General features: G+C 75.5%; 17 protein-coding genes and 1 pseudogene. 15 read left to right on the top strand and 3 right to left on the bottom strand.

Features of this window, described 5'->3' with window-relative positions:
* From ACRYR9_RS16200 to rimI, 4 genes and pseudogenes are all read left to right on the top strand, one after another.
* Positions 1-102 (top strand): annotated as a pseudogene (locus ACRYR9_RS16200) (IS5/IS1182 family transposase); the annotation flags it as partial.
* 34 nt (positions 103-136) lie between these two features.
* On the top strand, positions 137-811 hold the full coding sequence (gene tsaB, locus ACRYR9_RS16195) for a tRNA (adenosine(37)-N6)-threonylcarbamoyltransferase complex dimerization subunit type 1 TsaB (protein ID WP_432497757.1): 675 nt from the start codon (positions 137-139) through the stop codon (positions 809-811).
* Between the two features lie 147 nt (positions 812-958).
* Positions 959-2,470, top strand: a complete 1,512-nt coding sequence (locus ACRYR9_RS16190; protein WP_432497755.1) for a GntP family permease — start codon at positions 959-961, stop codon at positions 2,468-2,470.
* A complete protein-coding gene (gene rimI / locus ACRYR9_RS16185; RefSeq protein ID WP_432497753.1) occupies positions 2,467-2,928 on the top strand; it encodes a ribosomal protein S18-alanine N-acetyltransferase in 462 nt (153 codons plus the stop codon). The genes ACRYR9_RS16190 and rimI overlap by 4 nt, the downstream gene beginning before the upstream one ends.
* Before the next feature lie 4 nt (positions 2,929-2,932).
* Here the strand turns inward: rimI and ACRYR9_RS16180 are convergent, their stop codons facing one another.
* Complete coding sequence (locus ACRYR9_RS16180) at positions 2,933-4,114, bottom strand: THUMP-like domain-containing protein (RefSeq protein ID WP_432497751.1); 1,182 nt, start codon at positions 4,112-4,114, stop codon at positions 2,933-2,935.
* Between the two features lie 237 nt (positions 4,115-4,351).
* Here ACRYR9_RS16180 and groES point away from each other — a divergent pair, with 237 nt between their 5' ends.
* Both groES and groL read left to right on the top strand, forming a co-directional pair.
* Positions 4,352-4,648 carry a co-chaperone GroES gene (groES, locus tag ACRYR9_RS16175; RefSeq protein ID WP_166615173.1) on the top strand — a complete coding sequence of 99 codons (297 nt, stop codon included), beginning with the start codon at positions 4,352-4,354 and terminating at the stop codon, positions 4,646-4,648.
* Between the two features lie 92 nt (positions 4,649-4,740).
* Positions 4,741-6,351 carry a chaperonin GroEL gene (groL, locus tag ACRYR9_RS16170; RefSeq protein WP_432497749.1) on the top strand — a complete coding sequence of 537 codons (1,611 nt, stop codon included), beginning with the start codon at positions 4,741-4,743 and terminating at the stop codon, positions 6,349-6,351.
* A 182-nt stretch (positions 6,352-6,533) separates the two neighbouring features.
* Here groL and ACRYR9_RS16165 read toward each other — a convergent pair whose 3' ends face one another.
* Positions 6,534-6,836 carry a WhiB family transcriptional regulator gene (locus tag ACRYR9_RS16165; protein WP_432497746.1) on the bottom strand — a complete coding sequence of 101 codons (303 nt, stop codon included), beginning with the start codon at positions 6,834-6,836 and terminating at the stop codon, positions 6,534-6,536.
* Between the two features lie 392 nt (positions 6,837-7,228).
* On the opposite strand from ACRYR9_RS16165, the gene ACRYR9_RS16160 reads away from it, so the two are divergent.
* From ACRYR9_RS16160 to ACRYR9_RS16130, 7 genes are all read left to right on the top strand, one after another.
* Positions 7,229-8,275, top strand: a complete 1,047-nt coding sequence (locus ACRYR9_RS16160) for a MerR family transcriptional regulator (RefSeq protein ID WP_432497761.1) — start codon at positions 7,229-7,231, stop codon at positions 8,273-8,275.
* A gap of 165 nt (positions 8,276-8,440) precedes the next feature.
* Positions 8,441-9,052 carry a response regulator transcription factor gene (locus ACRYR9_RS16155; RefSeq protein WP_432493995.1) on the top strand — a complete coding sequence of 204 codons (612 nt, stop codon included), beginning with the start codon at positions 8,441-8,443 and terminating at the stop codon, positions 9,050-9,052.
* A gap of 214 nt (positions 9,053-9,266) precedes the next feature.
* Complete coding sequence (gene shbA / locus ACRYR9_RS16150; RefSeq protein WP_432497759.1) at positions 9,267-9,851, top strand: RNA polymerase sigma factor ShbA; 585 nt, start codon at positions 9,267-9,269, stop codon at positions 9,849-9,851.
* Complete coding sequence (locus tag ACRYR9_RS16145) at positions 9,848-11,392, top strand: hypothetical protein (RefSeq protein ID WP_432497743.1); 1,545 nt, start codon at positions 9,848-9,850, stop codon at positions 11,390-11,392. Before shbA ends, ACRYR9_RS16145 begins: the two co-directional genes overlap by 4 nt.
* A 21-nt stretch (positions 11,393-11,413) precedes the next feature.
* On the top strand, positions 11,414-12,964 hold the full coding sequence (gene guaB, locus ACRYR9_RS16140) for an IMP dehydrogenase (RefSeq protein WP_432497741.1): 1,551 nt from the start codon (positions 11,414-11,416) through the stop codon (positions 12,962-12,964).
* A 40-nt stretch (positions 12,965-13,004) separates the two neighbouring features.
* On the top strand, positions 13,005-14,126 hold the full coding sequence (locus ACRYR9_RS16135; protein WP_432497738.1) for a GuaB3 family IMP dehydrogenase-related protein: 1,122 nt from the start codon (positions 13,005-13,007) through the stop codon (positions 14,124-14,126).
* Entirely contained in the window at positions 14,123-15,088 is a 966-nt protein-coding gene (locus tag ACRYR9_RS16130; RefSeq protein WP_432497736.1) for an oxidoreductase, read from the top strand. The genes ACRYR9_RS16135 and ACRYR9_RS16130 overlap by 4 nt, the downstream gene beginning before the upstream one ends.
* Positions 15,089-15,143: 55 nt before the next feature.
* Here ACRYR9_RS16130 and ggt read toward each other — a convergent pair whose 3' ends face one another.
* Positions 15,144-17,009, bottom strand: coding sequence for a gamma-glutamyltransferase (gene ggt, locus ACRYR9_RS16125; protein WP_432497733.1), 1,866 nt, complete (start codon positions 17,007-17,009; stop codon positions 15,144-15,146).
* A gap of 228 nt (positions 17,010-17,237) precedes the next feature.
* On the opposite strand from ggt, the gene ACRYR9_RS16120 reads away from it, so the two are divergent.
* Both ACRYR9_RS16120 and ACRYR9_RS16115 read left to right on the top strand, forming a co-directional pair.
* Complete coding sequence (locus ACRYR9_RS16120) at positions 17,238-18,848, top strand: flavin monoamine oxidase family protein (RefSeq protein ID WP_432497731.1); 1,611 nt, start codon at positions 17,238-17,240, stop codon at positions 18,846-18,848.
* Positions 18,849-18,871: 23 nt separating this feature from the next.
* Positions 18,872-19,555 (top strand): Rid family hydrolase, encoded by a 684-nt coding sequence (locus ACRYR9_RS16115; protein WP_432497729.1) that lies wholly within the window; start codon positions 18,872-18,874, stop codon positions 19,553-19,555.
* The last annotated feature ends 131 nt before the right edge of the window (positions 19,556-19,686 follow it).

The following is a 19,686-nucleotide window of genomic DNA, read 5'->3' as shown; positions in this document are numbered from 1 at the left end:
ACCCACCTCGCCGCCGCCCTCACCGTCCTACGACGCCTCATCAACGAGGCCCGTGACCGCTACCGCTGGCCCGGGCGCCCCACCACCCGCCGGCTCAAGTGACGTGCCTACTGCCGGTCGCTCTAAGCTGCCGGGCGTGCTGCTGCTCGCCCTGGACACCGCCACCGACGGGGTCGCCGTGGCGCTGCACGACGGCACCCGCGTGCTGGACGCCCGCCGCGCCGGTGACGCCCGCCACCACAACGAGGTGCTCGTCCCGACGATCGCCGAGGCGCTGGACGCCGCCGGCCGCGAGCGCGGCGAGGTCACCGACGTCGCGGTCGGGGTGGGGCCCGGCCCGTTCACGGGCCTGCGGGTGGGGCTGGTCACCGCGCGCACCCTGGCGCTGGCGTGGGGCGCGGCGCTGCACGGGGTGTGCTCGCTGGACGCGCTGGCCGCGCAGGCCCTCGCGCAGGGGCTGGCCGGGCCCGGGGAGTTCCTCGTCGCCACCGACGCGCGCCGGCGCGAGGTCCACACGGCCCGCTACCGCGGCGAGGACGGCCGCGCGGTGCGCCTTGCCGGCCCGGACGTGGCGGCGCCCTCGGCGGTGCCGCGCGACGGGCTGACCGTGGTGGGGCGCGGTGCCGCCCTGTACCCCGACGCGCTCGGCCCGGCCGGCCCGCTCGCGGACGTCGACGCGGGGTTCCTCGCGCAGGTGGCCGTGGACGCGCTCGCCGGGCGCGGCGGGCCGGGGCTGCTGCCGGCCGAGCCGCTGTACCTGCGCCGCCCGGACGCCACCGAGCCGGGGGCCCGCAAGCGCGTCACCGCCTGAACCCGCCGGGCGGCGCGCCGGTGATCGCCAGCGGTTGACACGCCCGGCGGGAGTGGGAGGGTTTGATCGCCGCCGGATCCCCGGTGGCACCGTCTGAGCCAGGCACCGCCCGCAGGACACCGTCGTCCACCCGTCCCCGGAGGCCACATGCTCGCCACCGACGTCGTCGAACCCGCCTACGGCACCGGCACCCTGCTGCTCATCGCGGCCGCCGCCGTGGCCGTGCTCCTGCTGCTCATCATCAAGTTCAAGCTGCACGCCTTCCCCGCGCTCGTGCTCGTCAGCGTGCTGACCGCGGTGGCGACCGGGATCCCCGTCCGCGACGTCGTCGACACCCTGCTGACCGGGTTCGGCGGCACGCTGGCCAGCGTCGCGCTGCTCGTGGGGTTCGGCGTCATCATCGGCCGCCTGCTGGAGGTGACCGGCGGCGCGAAGGTGCTCGCCGACACCCTCATCGCCCGGTTCGGGGAGAAGCGCGCCCCGCTGGCCCTGGGCGTCGCCTCGCTCGTCTTCGGCTTCCCGATCTTCTTCGACGCCGGGTTCGTCGTCTTCCTGCCGATCATCTTCTCGGTCGCCCGGCGCTTCGGCGGCTCGGTGCTGCGCTACGCGCTGCCCGCGGCCGGCGCCTTCGCGATCATGCACGCGTTCGTGCCGCCGCACCCCGGGCCGGTGGCCGCGGCGGAACTGCTGGGCCTGAGCACCAACATCGGCCTGCTCATCATCGTCGGGTTCGTCCTGGCGATCCCCACCTGGTTCGTCTCCAGCTACCTGTTCGGCCTGTGGGCGGCCAAGCGGATCGACGTGCCGCTGCCGGCCGAGTGGGCCGGTCGCGTCGCGGTGAACGCCGGCGGCACCGACCACGGCACCAACCGCGACTCCTCCACCGGCGCCGGCAGCGGCAGCGCCGCGGGCGCGGTCGGCGACGGCCGCGCCGGTGAGCCCGCCGTCGGCGAGGACGAGGGCCTGCCCGGCCCGCCGCCCTCGTTCGGCACCGTGCTGGGCATCCTGCTGCTGCCGCTGGTGCTGATCTTCCTCAACACCGGCCTGAACACGCTGGCCACCGCGGGCAGCCTCGACGGCGACGCCGGCTGGGTGCAGACGCTGCGCCTGATCGGGCAGACGCCGATCGCGCTGCTCATCGCCGTCCTGGTGGCGATGGTCGTCCTGGGACGCGGCCGGTTCAGCAGGGGCGCCGTGGAGGACCTCGCCAACGGCGCCCTCGGCCCGGTCTGCGCGATCATCCTCATCACCGGCGCCGGCGGCATGTTCGGCTACGTGCTGCGCACCAGCGGCATCGGCGGTGCCCTGGCGGACACCCTCGAGGCCGCCGGCCTGTCGGTGATCCTGGCCGCGTTCATCATCTCGCTGGGCCTGCGCGTCGCGCAGGGCTCGGCCACCGTGGCGCTGACCACGACGGCCGGCCTCATCGCCCCGGCCGTGCAGAACGCGGGCCTGTCGTCGCTGGACCTGTGCTTCGTCGTCATCGCCATCGCCGCCGGCGCGACCGCTCTGAGCCACGTCAACGACTCCGGCTTCTGGCTGGTGGGGCGCTTCCTCGGCATGGACGTGCCCACGACGCTGCGCACCTGGACCGTGATGGAGACGATCATCGGCGTCGTCGGCTTCGCGCTGGCGTGGCTGGGGTACGTGCTCCTGTGACGGCCGTGCTCACCCCGGGGGTGGTGCGGGCGCCGATGCGCTGGTGGCACGTGGCGGACGTGCAGCGCCTGGAGGCCGACCTGTTCGGGCCCACCGCCTGGTCGGTGGAGACGTTCTGGGGCGAGCTGGCGGCCCCGGGCCGCACCTACCTCGTCGCCCTGGAGGGCGAGGAGGTGATCGGCTACGCCGGGCTCGTGGTCTCCGGCGCCGACGCCGACGTGCAGACGATCGGCGTGGCGCGCGGCGCGCAGGGCCGGGGCCTGGGCCGGGCGCTGCTGCGCGAGCTGCTGGCGGCGGCGCGCGCCGGCGGCGCCACGCACGTGCTGCTGGAGGTGCGCGCCGACAACGAGCCCGCGCAGGCGCTGTACCGCAGCGAGGGCTTCGAGCAGATCGCCCGCCGGGCGCGGTACTACCAGCCCGGCGGGGTCGACGCCCTGGTGATGCGCACGCGGGTGTGAACCCTCAGCCCACCGGTTCCACCACGAGCACGGACTGCCTGCCGGCCACGCGCGTCAGCACGACCGTGGCCGGGGCCGAGCCCTTCAGGGCGAGCTGGCGGCGCAGGACGTCCGGGTCGACGGCGGTACCGCGCTTCTTCACCGTCAGCGGGCCGACGTCGCGCTCGCGCAGGTACCGGCGCAGCGGCTTCAGCCCGAAGGGCAGCACGTCGAGCACCGCGTAGGAGCGCGCGAACGGCGTGCTCGCCGGGGCGTCGGTGGTGACGTAGGCGATGGTGTCGTCCACCAGGCGCCCGCCGAGCAGCCGCGCGACCGCGCCGACCAGGCCGGCGCGGACGACGGCGCCGTCGGGCTCGTGCAGGTGGGTGCCGACGGCGCCGACGTCGGGGACGGGGTTGTCGGCGTCGTCCAGCTCGAAGCGCTCGCCGCCGCGCAGCACCAGGGCGCTGCGCGCCACGCCCGGCCGGGCCAGGGGCCCGCACCACAGCGCCGCCTCCACCACGTCGCCGTCCACGGACGTCCAGCGCGCCTCCGCGCCGGCGGGCACCAGCTCGTGCGGCAGTCCGGGGGCGAGCTTGGCGCCGGTGGCCGGCACCCGCGCGGCGGTGGCCAGCACGAAGGACAGCGGCGGGGAGGTGGCCTCGGGGTCGAACAGCCGCCGTCCGCCGGCGGTGCGCCGGGCCGGGTCGAACCAGGCGCCGTCGCCCGGGCCCAGCTCGTCGACGACCCCGGCCGTGACGTCGGCGCAGCGGACCTGTGCGCGCCCGGCGAGGTTGGCCGCGGCCACCGCGGCGGTGCCGGGGTCGGCGTCCACGGCGAGCACGGCCAGGCCCGCGTCGGCCAGGGCGAGGGCGTCGGCGCCGATGCCGCAGCCGAGGTCGGCCACCCGCCGCACCCCGGCGCCGGCGAAGCGGCGGGCGTGCTCGGCGGCCACGACGGCGCGGGTGGCCTGCTCCACCCCGGCGGCGGTGAGCAGCAGCCCGTGCGCCCGGGGGCCGAGCTTGGCGGCGGCGCGCTCGCGCAGCCGCGCCTGCGTCATGGCCAGGGCCACCAGCGCGGGCTCGTGCCCCTCGCGGCGCAGCCGCTGCCCCAGCACCAGCGGGTCGGCCGGCCCGGCGGCGGCGATCAGGTCCAGCAGCGCGCGCCCGTCGGGGGAGGTCAGCGCGGCGACGTCGGCGGGGTCCACCCGCCCGACTGTGCCAGCACCCTCCTCGCCCGGTCGCACGGACGGGGGCCGTCCCTGGCACTCGGGCAGTGGGAGTGCTAACTTCTGACGCAGCGTCGGTGGCACTCCCCCGAAGGGAGTGCCAGCACGCGAGACGGTGCCGCCCGGCACCCGCGACGACGGGCGGGCACCACCCTCGCAGCCGACCCACCAGTACGCCAGATCCGTACCGAGTACGCAGAAGGGGAGGGCCGCTCAGTGTCGGTCTCCATCACTCCGCTCGAGGACCGCATCGTCGTCAAGCCGCTCGACGCGGAGCAGACGACCGCTTCCGGTCTGGTCATCCCGGACACCGCCAAGGAGAAGCCCCAGGAGGGCGAGGTCCTGGCCGTGGGTCCGGGTCGCGTCGACGACAACGGCAACCGCGTCCCGGTCGACGTCTCCGTCGGCGACAAGGTCATCTACTCCAAGTACGGCGGCACCGAGGTGAAGTACGGCGGCGACGAGCTGCTGATCCTCTCGGCGCGCGACGTCCTCGCCAAGGTCGCCAAGTAAGCAGCAGCAGGTCCTGACGCCCCGGGCGCCCGTCGACACCGGGCGCCCGGGGCGTTCGCCGTTGCCGCCAAAGATCTGGAAGGAACACGCACATGGCCAAGCAGCTCTCGTTCAACGAGGACGCCCGCCGCTCCCTGGAGCGCGGCGTGGACGCCCTCGCCAACGCCGTCAAGGTGACCCTGGGGCCCCGCGGCCGCAACGTCGTCATCGACAAGAAGTGGGGTGCGCCGACGATCACGAACGACGGCGTCACCATCGCCCGCGAGGTCGAGCTCGAGGACCCGTACGAGAACCTCGGCGCGCAGCTCGCCAAGGAGGTCGCCACCAAGACGAACGACGTCGCCGGTGACGGCACCACCACCGCGACCGTCCTGGCGCAGGCGATGGTCCACGAGGGCCTGCGCAACGTGGCGGCCGGCGCGGCCCCCTCCGCCCTCAAGCGCGGCATCGACGCGGCCGTCGAGGCCGTGGGCGACGAGCTGCTCAAGCTCGCCCGCGACGTCGACGGCAAGGGCGACATCGCCCACGTCGCCACGATCTCCGCGCAGGACCCGGCCGTCGGCGACCTGCTCGCCGACGCCTTCGACAAGGTCGGCAAGGACGGCGTCATCACGGTCGAGGAGTCCTCCACGACCGCGCTGGAGCTGGACTTCACCGAGGGCATGCAGTTCGACAAGGGCTACATCTCGCCCTACTTCGTGACCGACGCCGAGCGCCAGGAGGCGGTGCTGGAGGACGCGTACGTCCTCGTGCACCAGGGCAAGATCTCCACGGTCACCGAGCTGCTGCCGCTGCTGGAGAAGGTCCTGAAGACCTCCAAGCCGCTGCTGATCATCGCCGAGGACGTCGACGGCGAGGCCCTGTCCACCTTGGTGGTCAACAAGATCCGCGGCACCTTCAACGCCGTCGCGGTGAAGGCCCCCGGCTTCGGCGACCGCCGCAAGGCCATCCTGGGCGACATCGCCACCCTCACCGGCGGCCAGGTCGTCGCCGAGGAGGTCGGCCTCAAGCTCGACCAGGTCGACCTGGACGTGCTGGGCACCGCCCGCCGCATCGTCGTCACCAAGGACGACACCACGATCGTCGAGGGCGCCGGCGCGTCTGACGAGGTCGCGGGCCGCGTGGCGCAGATCAAGGCCGAGATCGAGCGCACCGACTCCGACTGGGACCGCGAGAAGCTCCAGGAGCGCCTCGCGAAGCTGGCCGGCGGCGTGGTCGTCATCAAGGTCGGCGCGCACACCGAGGTGGAGCTCAAGGAGAAGAAGCACCGCATCGAGGACGCCGTCTCCGCGACGCGCGCCGCGATCGAGGAGGGCATCGTCGCCGGCGGCGGCAGCGCCCTGACCCACGCGGTGAAGGTCCTCGAGGGCGGGCTGGGCCTGGAGGGCGACGAGGCCACCGGTGTGAAGCTGGTGCACCGCGCCGCCACCGAGCCGCTGCGCTGGATCGCCGAGAACGCCGGTCACGAGGGCTACGTCGTGGTCGAGAAGGTCCGCGACCTGCAGGTGGGCCACGGCCTGAACGCCGCCACCGGCGAGTACGTGGACCTGCTGGCCGCCGGTGTCATCGACCCGGTGAAGGTGACCCGCTCGGCGCTGGTCAACGCCGCGTCGATCGCCTCGATGGTCCTGACCACCGACACCCTGGTGGTGGACAAGAAGGAGGAGGAGCCGGCGGCCGCCGGTCACGGTCACGGCCACTGACCCCTCCGCACGACGAGAGGCCCGGTCCCCCAGGGGGCCGGGCCTCTTCGCGTCCCCGCCGGTGCCGCGGGGAGCGGTTCCTCGTCGTGCTCGTGCTGGTCGTCGTGGCGCGCCGCGCACCGCACCACACCGTGCGCGGGTGCGCCGTCCGACGCCGGCGGGCCCCCGCCCGCCGGCCGGGGTCAGCTGGCGATGCGCAGGCTGCGGCGGCGCTCGGTGGCGTAGATGGCCTCGCGGTCGTCCTCGGTCAGGCCGCCCCACACGCCGTAGGGCTCGCGCACCTTCAGGGCGTGCTTGCGGCACTCCTCGATGACGGGGCAGCCGCCGCAGACGGCCTGCGCCGCCGCGTCGCGGTTGCGGCGGGCGGGGCCGCGCTCGCCCTCGGGGTGGAAGAACAGGTCCGGGTCGGCGTCCCGGCAGGAGCCGATGAGCTGCCACTCCCAGATGTCGGCGACGGGTCCGGGGAGGCGGGAGATCTCGGCCATGGTGCGCTCCTAGGGGGAGGGTGCGGGGGCCACCGCGGGGCGGTGGATCTTGCTGACGAGGTAGGACGCTACAACCGCGTCAGAAGTTGTTCAAGGCCCTGGTGAAGAGTTGTTCAGAAGTAGTGCAAGTGACCTGCGACACATCGGCCCGCCCCGGTGCGCCAGCGGGTGACTGCACTGTGCACAACCGGTGAACATCCCTGTGAACAACTTCCGGGGTGGCGGCCGCACGCGCCCTGACCTGCGGTGAACAACGTTGAACAACTTTCCCGCCGAGGAGGTGCACGGCCTCGCGGCGTCCCGCCGGGTGAGTGGCGGCACCGGCGCGCTCGCGGGAGGATCCGGGGGTGTCCTCGTCGCCCCAGGGGTCCACCGCACCGCCGGCCCCGCGCATGACCCTCACCGTCGCCGCCGTCGCGCGCCGGCTCGGGGTCGCCCCCGCGACGCTGCGCACGTGGGACCGCCGCTACGGGCTCGGGCCCTCCGAGCACACCGCCGGTGCCCACCGCCGCTACTCCTCCACCGACCTGGCCCGCCTCGTCGTCATGCGCCGGCTCACCCTCGAGGGCGTCGCACCCGCCGAGGCCGCCGCCATCGCCGCGACCACCGCCGTGGCCGACGGCGGCTTCGCCCTCGCCAGCGTCTCCACCATCCCCGCGGCCGTCATCGAGGCCGCCGTCACCGACGCCGCCGCCATCGCCGGACCCGAGGACGCGGCCGGCAGCGCCGCGCCGGACCCCCTCGCCGGCCTGCCGGCGGCGCGCGAGGGTTCCCCCGGGGCCGTCCGGGACCGGGCGGGCGCGCCGGGCGCCGGGCGCCTCGCGGGCCCCGCCGGCGAGGAGGACGCCCTCGACGACGACCTCGACGAGGGCGCCGACGACGAGGCCGCCGGGACCCCGCGCAACCGCGGGGAGCTGCAGGACTGGGCGGTGCAGAGCCTGGCGGACCGCTTCGCCGAGGAGGTCCGCAACCGCGGCGCCGCGTCCGCCTGGGACGCCGTCCTGGGCCCGGCGCTCGCCACCGACGACGCCGCGCTGCACGAGGCCGTGGCCCGGGCCCTGGCCGTGCTGCCCACGCGCGCCGGTGAGCGCGCCGTCGTGCTCGCCGGTGCCGACCCGGCCCCGCGCGGGCCCCTGCTGCTGGCCGCGGCCGCCGCGCTGGCCGAGGCGGGCGCGGGGGCCCGCTCCGTCGGCGACGGCGTGCCGGTGCGGGTGCTCGCCGCGGCGGTGCGGCGCACGCGCCCCCCCGCGGTCCTCCTGCACGCCCAGCGGGTGCGCGGGCCCGCCGACGTCGCCGCCCTCGGTGCGCTGCTGGCCGTGCGGCCGGCGCCGCTGGTGGTGCTCAGCGGGCCGGGCTGGCCGGCGGAGGTGCCCGGGTGCGAGCGCGCCACCTCGCTGGCCGACGCCGTGCGCCGGTGCGTGCGCGCAGTGCACGCCTGAGGACCGCGCAGCCGGGACCCGGGGTCCCGCCCCCGTGCGGGCCTGCGCGCGCGGGTCCTCAGGTCCGCGCGGCCGTGTGCCGATGCCTTTCCCGAGGCTCGCTCGACGCGGGTCCCACGGGTCCACGGAAGGGCCCGTCCCACCCGTACAGGGAAGAGGCAAGTGGTGGCTACGGTCCTGGTCTGCGATGACCTCCCGCTGGCCCGGGAGGCGATGCGGCGCATGGTCGCCGCGGTCCCGGGTGTGACTCGCGTCGTGGGTGCCGCCTCCGGTGAGGAGGCGCTGACGCGCTGGCCCGTCGAGCGGCCCTCTCTCGTCATCATGGACGTGCGCATGCCCGGCATCGGGGGCGTGGAGGCGGCCCGCCGCCTGCTCGCCCGCCACCCGGAGGCGAACGTCCTCATGGCCACGATGGCCGAGGACGGCGACGGGGTCGCCCGGGCCGTGGCCTCCGGCGCTCGCGGCTACGTCGTCAAGGACGTCTCCCGCGAGGAGCTGGCCACCGCGGTGCTGCAGGCGCTGCAGGACGTCTCGCGCCGCCGCGGCGGTGGCCGCACCCGCACGGTGCTGTCCGGCCGCGCGCCGGTGCTGACCGAGCGCGAGGGCCAGGTCCTGGTCGGCATGAGCCGCGGCCGCAGCAACGCCGAGATCGGCCGGGAGCTGTTCCTGTCGGAGGACACCGTCAAGACGCACGCCCGCCGGCTGTTCCGCAAGCTCGAGGCCGCGGACCGCGCGCAGGCGGTGGCTGTGGGATTCCGCTGGGGTCTCGTACGGTAGGCACGTGGGCCCTGGGGGCGAGGAGGCCGGCGGACCGGCCGGGACGGACGCCGCACGGCGCGCCGGTCCCGGGGCTGTCCCCGCGGCCGCCGTCGCCCCCGACCCCGTGGAGGTGCGCACGGGCCCCGCGGTCCTCGACGGCGACGACCCGGGGGTGCGCGGCCCCGGGGTGCGCGCCGACGGCGGTGGTGTAACGGCCGGGGCTCCCGCGGCGATGAGCAGGGTGGATGCCGGGGGGCTCCAGGAACTGGCGGCGCGCGCCCTGTCGGGGGAGCAGGGCGCCGTCGCCGACCTCCTGGCAGCGGTTCGCCGCCTCGTCCACCGCTACTGCCGGGCCAGGCTCGGGCGCATGCCCGGGGCTGATCACGCCGCCGAGGACGCGGCACAGGAGGTCTGCATCGCCGTGCTGACGGCACTGCCCCGCTACAAGGACACCGGGCGCCCGTTCGAGGCGTTCGTGTACCGCATCGCGGCCAACAAGGTCGCCGACGCGCAGCGGGCCGCGTACCGGGCTCCCGTGCCCACCGACGAGGTCCCGGACTCGGCCGCCGCCGGGCCGGGCCCCGAGCAGCTGGCCCTGGACGCGTTCGACGCCGAGACCGTCGGTCGCCTGCTGGACACCCTGCCGCCCAAGCTGCGCGAGATCCTCACGCTGCGCGTGGGGGCGGGGATGTCCGCGGAGGAGACCGGTCGCGCCCTGGACATGACGGCCGGTGCGGTGCGCGTGGCCCAGCACCGGGCGGTGCAGAAGCTGCGCAAGACCGCGCTCGCCGACGGCTCGCTGCGGGTGACGTCGTGAGCGGCGAGGGCCGCGGGCACCTGCGGGGCGGCCCCGAGGAGCTGCCGACCGTCCCGGCCCTGCTCGCCACGGACGCGCTGCTGGACCGCCTGGGTTCCCACCGCGCCACCGGCGCAGACCTGGACGACACCGTCGCGCGGCTGCTGGACGCCTACGCCCTGCACGCCGACCCGCTGACCGCGGGCGCGCGCCCGCTGGAGCTGCCGGTGCCCGCGGGACGAGCGGGCGGGGGAGCGGGAGGTGCCTCCCCGGCGGTCCCGGCGCCGCGCGTGCTGCTGGCGCGACGGCGGACCCTGGAGCGCCTGGGGCGCGGCACCGCCGCCGCCTGCGCTGTCCTGGCCCTGCTGGGCGGCACCGCCGCGGCGGCCGCGACGAGCGGCGGCACGGCCCCCGGGTCCGCCGGCGAGGTGTCCAGCCCGGCCTTCGCCAGCGGGCCCGCGTGGTGGCCCGACAGGGTCTGGGAGGTGTTCGGGGGCACGGTCGAGCAGCGCGTGGAGGAGCAGCTGGAACAGGCCCGCGCCGCCGCGTCCTCCGGCGAGCACGAGGAGGCGGTCGAGCGCGTCGACCGCGTCCTGGCGAGCCTGAGCGCCGCCCAGGGCGAATCGCCGCTGGTGCGCACGGTGCGGGGCACCCTGGAGGAGCTGGAGGAGCTGCGCCGGCAGGCCGCCGCTCAGGAGGGCGTGGCCGCCCCGGTGCCGACCACGTCCCCGGACCCCCGCACGCTCCCCGGCCTCGTCGACGCCTCGACCCCCTCGGTGGAGGCCTCCCCGCGCTGGGTGGCGCCGATGGCGCCCCCGGCCGGCTCGACGCCGTCGGCGACCCCGAGCACCCCCGCGACCCCGACGACGCCCGCGATCCCGACGACGCCCGCGAGCCCGACGACGCCCGCGACCCCGACGACCCCCGCGCAGGGGGGGACGCAGGCTCCCGGCGGCACCACCGCCCCGCGCCCCTCGACGAGCCCGGGCACACCGGCGCCCAGCGCCCCGGCACCCTCGACGGGCGGGTCGTCCGGGGGCTCCCCGGGCGTTCCCACCGCGCCCGGGGGCCCGGCAGCCGGTCCGTCGTCCCCGAGCGACCCGGCCGTGCCCACGGACACGCCCGTGCAGCCGTCGGACCCGGGTGAGCCGGTGCCGACCGGGGAGCCCGGCGGCGGGACGCCCACCGAGCCCGTGGGCACGGACGCGCCGTCCGGCCCGGCCGCGCCGTCCTCCCCGGACACCACCGCGGGGGAGCCGACGGGCGACCCGGAGCAGACCGCGGCCGACGAGGGTGCGGCCGACGGGGGCCGGGACGCGGGTGCTGCCGACCCCACCGACCCCGTCGGTCTCGTGCCGCCCGTCCCGCCCTCGTCGCCCGTCGCCTCGCCGGCGCCGGCGTCCGAGGTGGAGCCGGTGCCCGAGCCGGTGCCGTCGCCCGAGGTGGAGCCGGTGACCGAGCCGGTGCCGTCGCCGTCGCCCCTGCCGCCGCCCGAGCCGTCGCCCGCGGACCCGGCCGAGGACTCCGCCCAGGTGCCCGCGCAGCCGTCGGAGCAGGGCTGAGGGAGCCGTAGCATCGTGGGGGTGAGCGCGCACACCCCCGCTGGTGCCCCGGCCCCCCTCTCCGCTCCCCACGAACCCGGTCACGACCCCTTCGGGTTCGTCGGGCTGACCTACGACGACGTCCTGCTGCTGCCCGGCGAGTCGGACGTCGTCCCCTCCGAGGCGGACACCTCCAGCCGGGTGTCGAAGCGGATCACGCTGCGCGTGCCGCTGCTCAGCTCGGCGATGGACACCGTCACCGAGTCCCGGATGGCGATCGCGATGGCCCGCCAGGGCGGCCTGGGCGTGCTGCACCGCAACCTGTCCGCCGACGAGCAGGCCAACCAGGTCGACATCGTCAAGCGCTCGGAGTCGGGCATGGTGACCCGGCCGGTCACGACGTCGCCGGGGGCGACGCTGGCGGACGTCGACGAGCTGTGCGGGCGCTACCGCATCTCCGGCGTGCCGGTCGTGGACGCCGACGGCACCCTCGTGGGCATCGTCACCAACCGCGACCTGCGCTTCGAGACGGACTTCTCCCGCCCGGTCCACGAGGTCATGACCCCGATGCCGCTGGTGACGGCCCCGGTCGGCATCAGCGCCGCCGACGCCGAGCAGCTGCTGCGCCAGCACAAGATCGAGAAGCTGCCGATCGTCGACGAGCGCGACCGCCTCACCGGCCTGATCACGGTGAAGGACTACGTCAAGAACGAGCAGTACCCGCTGGCGACGAAGGACGAGGACGGCCGGCTGCGGGTGGCCGCGGCGATCGGCATCTTCGAGGACGCCTGGAAGCGCGGCATGCAGCTCGTCGAGGCGGGCGTCGACGTGCTCGTGGTGGACATGGCCCACGGTCACTCGCGGGCGGTGCTGGAGATGATCTCCCGCCTGAAGGCCGACAGCGCGGCCGCGCACGTCGACGTCGTCGGCGGCAACGTGGCCACGCGCGCCGCCGCGCAGGCGCTGGTGGACGCCGGCGTGGACGGCATCAAGGTGGGGGTGGGGCCGGGCTCGATCTGCACCACCCGCGTCGTCTCGGGCGTGGGCGTGCCGCAGGTCACGGCCATCCACGAGGCGTCCAAGGCCGCGCGCCCGGCGGGCGTGCCGGTCATCGGCGACGGCGGCCTGGCCTACTCCGGCGACATCGCCAAGGCGATCGTGGCGGGTGCGGACACGGTGATGCTGGGCTCGCTGCTGGCCGGCTGCGAGGAGAGCCCCGGCGACCTGGTCTTCATCAACGGCAAGCAGTTCAAGAGCTACCGCGGGATGGGGTCGCTGGGTGCGCAGCAGACCCGCTCCGGCGCCCGCTCCTTCTCCAAGGACCGCTACTTCCAGAACGACGTCGCCTCCGACGACCGCTTCGTGCCGGAGGGCGTGGAGGGGCAGGTGCCCTACCGCGGCCCGCTGGCGGCGGTGGCGCACCAGCTGGTCGGCGGTCTGCGCCAGTCGATGTTCTACGCCGGCGCCCGCACGGTGCCGGACCTGCAGCGCGTGGGCCGGTTCGTGCGGATCACCCCGGCGGGGTTGCGCGAGTCGCACCCGCACGACATCCAGATGACGGTCGAGGCGCCCAACTACTCCCGCGGTCGCTGAGCGCGGGGGAGGGGCGCCGCGCAGCCGGTAGCCTGTGCGGGTGCACGAGATCGAGATCGGCCGCGGCAAGCGGGGGCGTCGCGCCTACAGCTTCGACGACGTGGCGATCGTCCCCAGCCGCCGCACCCGCGACCCGGAGGACGTGTCCACCGCCTGGCAGATCGACGCGTACCACTTCTCCCTGCCGGTGCTGAGCGCCCCGATGGACTCGGTGGCCTCGCCGGCGACGGCCGTGGCCCTGGGGCGGCTGGGCGGCCTGGGCGTGCTGGACCTCGAGGGCCTGTGGACCCGCTACGAGGACCCCGAGCCGCTGCTGGCGGAGATCTCCGCGCTGGACCCGGCCGTGGCGGTCCGCCGCATGCAGGAGATCTACGCCGAGCCGATCAAGGCCGAGCTGATCACCGCGCGGCTGGCCCAGGTGCGCGCCGAGGGCGTCACGGTCGCCGGTGCCCTGTCGCCGCAGCGCACCCAGGAGTTCTGGAAGGTCGTCGTCGACGCCGGCGTGGACCTGTTCGTCATCCGCGGCACCACCGTCTCCGCCGAGCACGTCTCGGGCCGCAGCGAGCCGCTGAACCTCAAGCGCTTCATCTACGAGCTGGACGTGCCGGTCGTGGTGGGTGGCGCGGCCACGTACACGGCCTCGCTGCACCTGATGCGCACCGGTGCGGCCGGCGTCCTGGTCGGCTTCGGCGGTGGTGCGGCCCACACCACGCGCCGCACCCTGGGCATCCACGCGCCGATGGCCAGCGCGGTCGCGGACGTGGCGGCCGCCCGCCGCGACTACATGGACGAGTCCGGCGGCCGGTACGTGCACGTCATCGCCGACGGCGGCGTGGGCACCTCCGGCGACATCGTCAAGGCGGTGGCGTGCGGCGCGGACGCGGTGATGCTCGGCGCGGCGCTGGCGCGCGCGGAGGAGGCCCCGGGGCGCGGCTGGCACTGGGGCTCGGAGGCGCACCACTCGGTGCTGCCGCGCGGTGAGCGCGTGCACGTGGGCACGGTCGGGTCGCTGGCGGAGATCCTGGAGGGGCCGGGCCGGGTGGCCGACGGCACCACGAACCTCGTCGGTGCGCTGCGCCGCTCGATGGCGACGACGGGCTACTCCGACCTGAAGGAGTTCCAGCGCGTCGAGGTCGTCGTCTCCCCGTACCAGCCGGCGTGAGCGGGCGCCCGGTGGCGGTCTGGACGCCGGACGCGCTGGGGCGCCAGGACGGTCGCACCGTCCTGGTGACGGGTGCGAACTCCGGCCTGGGGTTCCACGTGGCCGCCGAGTTCGCGCGCCGCGGCGCGCGCGTGCTGCTGGCCTGCCGGGACACCGGCCGCGGCGAGGCCGCGCTGGAGCGGTTGCGCGCGGACGTCGCCGACTCGGGCGTGCAGGCGTCCGCGGAGCTGGTGGCGCTGGACGTGGCGGACCTGGCGAGCGTGCGCCGGGCCGCCGCGCAGGTCGCCGGCAGTTGCGCGAGCGTGGACGTGCTGGTGAACAACGCCGGGGTCATGGCGCCGCCGTTCGCCCGCACCGCGGACGGCTTCGAGCTGCAGGTCGGCACGAACCACCTGGGCCACTTCGCCCTGACGGGGCTGCTGCTGCCGCTGCTGCTCGCCGGTGAGGGTGCACGGGTCGTCAGCGTGGCGAGCGTCGCGCACCGGTTCGGGCCGCTGGACCGCGAGAACTACCTCAGCGAGCGCTCGTACTCGCGCTGGCACGCGTACGGGCAGTCGAAGCTGTCGAACCTGCTGTTCGGGCTGGAGCTGCAGCGGCGCGCCACGGCGGCGGGGGCGCCGCTGGTCTCGACGATCGCCCACCCGGGGATCTCCGACACGAACCTGTGGAAGGCGACGCCCCTGGCGGCGGACAGCCGCGTGGGCGGTGCGCTGGGCAGGGCGCTGGGCCGCCTGGTGGGGCACCCCCCGGCGCAGGGGGCGTGGCCGCTGCTGCGCGCGGCGGGCGAGCCGGCCGCGACGGGTGGGGAGTACTTCGGCCCGGACGGGTTCGGCGGCTGGAAGGGTTTCCCGGCTCTGGAGCGGGCGTCCGCGGCGGCGTACGACACCTCGGACGCCGCCTGGTTGTGGGCGCGGTCGGTGGAGTGGACGGGCGTGGGGTTCGAGGAGCTCGCCGCGCGCTGAGCGTGCGCGGCGCGGGCCCCGGGGCGGTGTTGCCCGGCGCCCCGGGGCCGGCCGGTCAGTCGATCAGGGACGGTGCCAGGTCGGGCGCGACCTTCGTCCCCCGGGTGGCGTACACGTCGTCCACGACGCCCGCGCTGCCGCCGCCGCGCCGGGTGGTCTCGGCCGCGGCGAGCATCAGCGGGGTGCGGCCGGCGGGGGTGGGCAGGAACTCCACGGCCGTGGCGGCGCCGATCTCCGCGGTCTCGCCGAACGCGTGGCCGAGCGCGGTGAGCTCCGCCCCGTGCGCCTCGATGAACGCCGGCTCGGCGGTCACGGTCGCCGTGTTGCGGGGCGTGGCCCGTGGCGCGGCGATGGCCTGGTCGAGCTGCACGTTCCCGTCGATCCGGTTCACGAGGGTCTGCAGGACGGTCGTGATGATGGTGCTGCCGCCGGGGGAGCCGAGGGCCATGAGGGGCTCGCCGTCGTTCAGCACGACGGTGGGGGCCATGCTGCTGCGCGGGCGCTTGCCGGGGGCGGGCAGGTTGGGTTCGGGCTTCGTGAGGTCGGCGGGTGCGAACGTGAAGTCGGTGAGCTCGTTGTTGAGCAGGAAACCGCGGCCGGGGACGGTGATGCCGCTGCCGCCGGTCTGCTCGATGGTCAGCGTGTAGCTGGCGATGTTGCCCTCGGCGTCGGCGACGGTCAGGTGCGTGGTGGAGACCCCCGCCGCGGTGTCCGGCACGGTGGCCCCGTCGGTGGCCGCGCACGGGGCGTACTCGCCGTCCGGAACCCCGGCCGGGACGGGCTTGGGCGCCGCGGCGGTGGGGTCGATCTCGCAGGCGCGCTCGGACGCGAAACCCTCAGAGAGCAGTTCGTCGACGGGCACCTGGTTGTAGGCGGGGTCGCCGACGTAGGCGTTGCGGTCGGCGAAGGCGAGCGCACCGGCCTCGAGGTAGTGGTGCAGCCGGTCGGCCTGCGGCATCGAGGCCAGCGGGTACTGGTCGAGGATGTTCAGGGCCTCACCGACGGTGGTGCCGCCGCTGGAGGGAGGTGCCATTCCGTACACCTCCAGACCGCGGTACTCCACCTTCGTCGCCTCGCGCAGCGGGGCGTCGTAGGCGGCGAGGTCCTCCGCGGTGAGCAGGCCGTCGTGGACCTCCGGAACGCCCTCGGCCTCGCGCGGGTCCTGCGCGGTGGCGGCGATCTCGTCCGCGAGCCGGCCGTCGTAGAAGGAGTCCACGCCCCGCGTACCGAGCTGCCGGTAGGTGCGGGCGAGGTCGGGGTTGCGGAACACCGACCCCACCTCGGGCAGTTCCCCGCCGGGCAGGAACAGTTCCGCCGTCGCGGGGAACGTCCGGAACCGCTCCTCGTTCTCGGCGGTCTGCTGCCGGAACGTCTCGTCGACGGTGAACCCGTCGCGGGCCAGGGCGGTGGGCCCGGCGAGCACGTCGCGCAGCGACTTGGTGCCGAACTCCTCCAGCGCCCGTTCCCAGGTCCGGGGGGTTCCGGGAGTGCCCACGGACAGGCCGCTGGTGACGGCGTCGGCGAAGGGCAGGGGGGCGCCGTCCTCGTCGAGGAAGGCGGTGGCGCCCATGGCCATCGGGGCGGTCTCGCGGCCGTCGATGGTGGAGACCTCGCCGGTCTCGGCGTCGTAGTAGACGAAGAACCCGCCGCCGCCGACGCCGGCGGAGTAGGGCTCGGTGACGCCGAGCGCCGCGGCGGCGGCCACGGCCGCGTCGGCGGCGTTGCCACCGTCGGCGAGCACCTCGAGGCCGATGCGGGTGGCGTCGGGGTCGACGGTGGCGACGGCGCCACCGGTGCCGACGGCCAGGGGGACCTTCTCGGTGGTGGGGGCGGCGGCGGCGGGGCCCGCGGGCCCGGCGACGGCGACCCCGGCGGTCAGGCCGACGAGCGCGAGGAGGGAGGTGCGGCGACGGTGCGGCATGCGTGCTCCAGGCGGGGGGTGGGACCGCGGACGACGCCATCCAATACCCCTGCACAGCGCGGGCGCAAGGATCCCGACACGGACGGTGAGGACCCGGCGGCCTGCGCTTCGGGGTGATCACGTCACGCAGTGTTGATGATCGCGTGATCTGGCCGAAACACGGCACCGCCAGAGTTCACGTGTCCCCCTCACCGTGGGTGATCCCCCTGTGTCCTCCCGAGGAGAACCGTGCCCGTTTCCCGCAGGAACTTCCTCCGTGGTGTCGGCGCCACCGGCGGCGCCGGCGCCATGTACGGCGCCATGGGCGCCCTGGGCCTGGCGCCGGCGGCGTCGGCCGCCGAGAACGCCGCGTTCACCCCGCCGCGCGCCTCGGACTTCGCCCTCACCGGCCGCTCGGCCCGTACCGTCCTCGTGCTGGGTGCCGGCATCGCCGGTCTGACCACCGCGTACGAGCTCGGCAAGGCCGGGTACCGCGTGACCCTGCTGGAGGGCCGGCACCGCCCCGGCGGCCGGAACTGGACGGTCCGCGGCGGTGATACGGAGACGGATCTGAACGGTGAGACGCAGCGGGTGCGGTTCGCCGAGGGGCAGTACATGAACGCCGGCCCGGCGCGCATCCCGCAGCACCACGTGACGCTGGACTACTGCCGCGAGCTGGGCGTCGCGATCGAGCCGTTCGTGAACCAGAACGCCGACGCGCTGCTGTACTACACCGGCGACACGGCGATCTCCAACAAGGCCGTGAAGCACCGAGCCGCCAAGGCGGACGTGTACGGGTACGTCTCGGAACTGCTGTCGAAGGCCACGAACGCCGGTGCGCTGGACGACGAGCTGACCGCTCCCGACAAGGAGGCGCTCATCGAGTTCCTGCGCGACTTCGGCGACCTGGGGAACTCCACCGGCGACCCCGCCGCCGCGGACCTGTACCTCGGCGGCAGCGGGCGGCGCGGCTTCGACGTCGAGCCCGGCGCCGGCCTGGAGGCCGGTTCCGTCTCCCCGGCACCGGCTCTGCACGACGTCATCGCCAGCGGCATCGGCCGCGAGTTCACCTTCGAGTTCGGCTGGGACCAGGCGATGATGATGTTCCAGCCCGTCGGGGGCATGGACCGCATCGCGTACGCGCTGGAGAGGGCCGTCGGCCCGGGGAAGATCCGCTACGGCGCCGAGGTCACCGGGATCCGCACCACCCCCGGCGGCGGGGAGGTCGACTACGTCGACGCCCGTGGCGTCCCGCGCACCGCGAGCGCGGACTTCGTCGTCAACACCATCCCGCCGCACATCGCCGCGCGGATCCCGCACAACCTCGGCCCCGGCGTCACCACGGCGCTGCAGGCCGCCAAGGGCTCGCCCACCGGGAAGATCGGCCTGGAGTACTCCCGCCGCTGGTGGGAGGACGACATGCGCATCTACGGCGGCATCACGAACACCGACCTGGACCTGGCGCACGTCTGGTACCCGTCGTCGGGTTTCCACACCGACCGCGGCGTCGTCGTCGGCTACTACAACTACGGCCAGGCGGCCCTGGACTACCAGGCCCTGCCGCACGCGCAGCGCCGCAGGCGCGCGGTGGAGAACGGGGTGAAGATCCACGGCGACGCCTACGGGAAGGACATCGCCTCGTCGTTCACCGTGTCGTGGGGCGCCACGAAGTACAGCGAGGGCGGCTGGGTGGGCTGGGAGTCCCAGACCGGCCCGGAGTACGCGACGCTGCTCGCGCCGCAGGGCAACGTCTACTTCGCCGGTGACCACCTCTCGCACGCCATCGCCTGGCAGCACGGCGCGATGACCTCCGCCCGCGCCGCCGTCACCGCGCTGCACCAGCGCGTCATGAGCAGTTGACCCCCCGAACCGGAGGAACCCGAGTGAAGAAGAACCTGTCCCGCCGGCCGCTGGCCGTGGGCACCGCCGCGCTGCTGCTCGTCGGCCTGGGCGCCGGCGCCGGTGTCGCCGCCGGTCGCAGCGCCACCCCCGCCCCGGGGACCGTGGCGGTGGCGCTGCCCGTCGGTGACACCAACCCGTTCATCGCGAACGGCGTCGGCATCGGCCCGGGCACCGCGATCTACAAGTCCAGCGGCATCGGGCCCTCGGCGGCGAACCCGGACGCCGAGCCCGGCACCCCGGAGGCGTACGTGGACCTCACCGCCCTCGGCGGTGCGCTGCCGGAGGGGGTGACGCTCACCGAGGCCCAGGGCCTGAACGCCTTGGCCGCGATCGGGGAGAACCTCGCCGCGCAGGGCCTGGGCTTCGACGACGTCGTCACCATGCGCGTCTTCCTCGCCGACGAGGAGGGGACCGAGGTCGCCGACTTCGCCGGCTGGAACCGCGCGTACCGGCAGTACTTCGCCAACGTCGACCTGGAGACGAACGAGGCGGTCGACGTGCCGATGGGCACCGCCGCGCCCGCGGCGCCGCTGTTCGAGAACCTCGCACGACCGTCGCGCTCGGCGCTGGAGGTCGCCTCCCTGCCGGTGGCCGGCTGGCTGGTGGAGATCGAGGTGGACGCGGTCTACCCGGAGCAGCCGTTCGCGAAGGGGAAGAAGCGCTGACGCGCCCCTGACGCCGCGGTGGGGGGGGGGGGGGGGGGGGGGGGGGGGGGGGGGGGGCGCGCGGGCGGGCGGGGCGGGGGGGGGGGGGGGGGTGGGGGGGGGGGGGGGTGTGGGTGGTGGGGGGGGGCGGG

The sequence above is a fragment of the Kineococcus auxinigenes genome (genome assembly GCF_050871525.1).
GTDB lineage: Bacteria > Actinomycetota > Actinomycetes > Actinomycetales > Kineococcaceae > Kineococcus.
The sequence above is the reverse complement of the archived record's forward strand: the minus strand, read 5'-3'. Positions and strand labels throughout refer to the sequence as shown.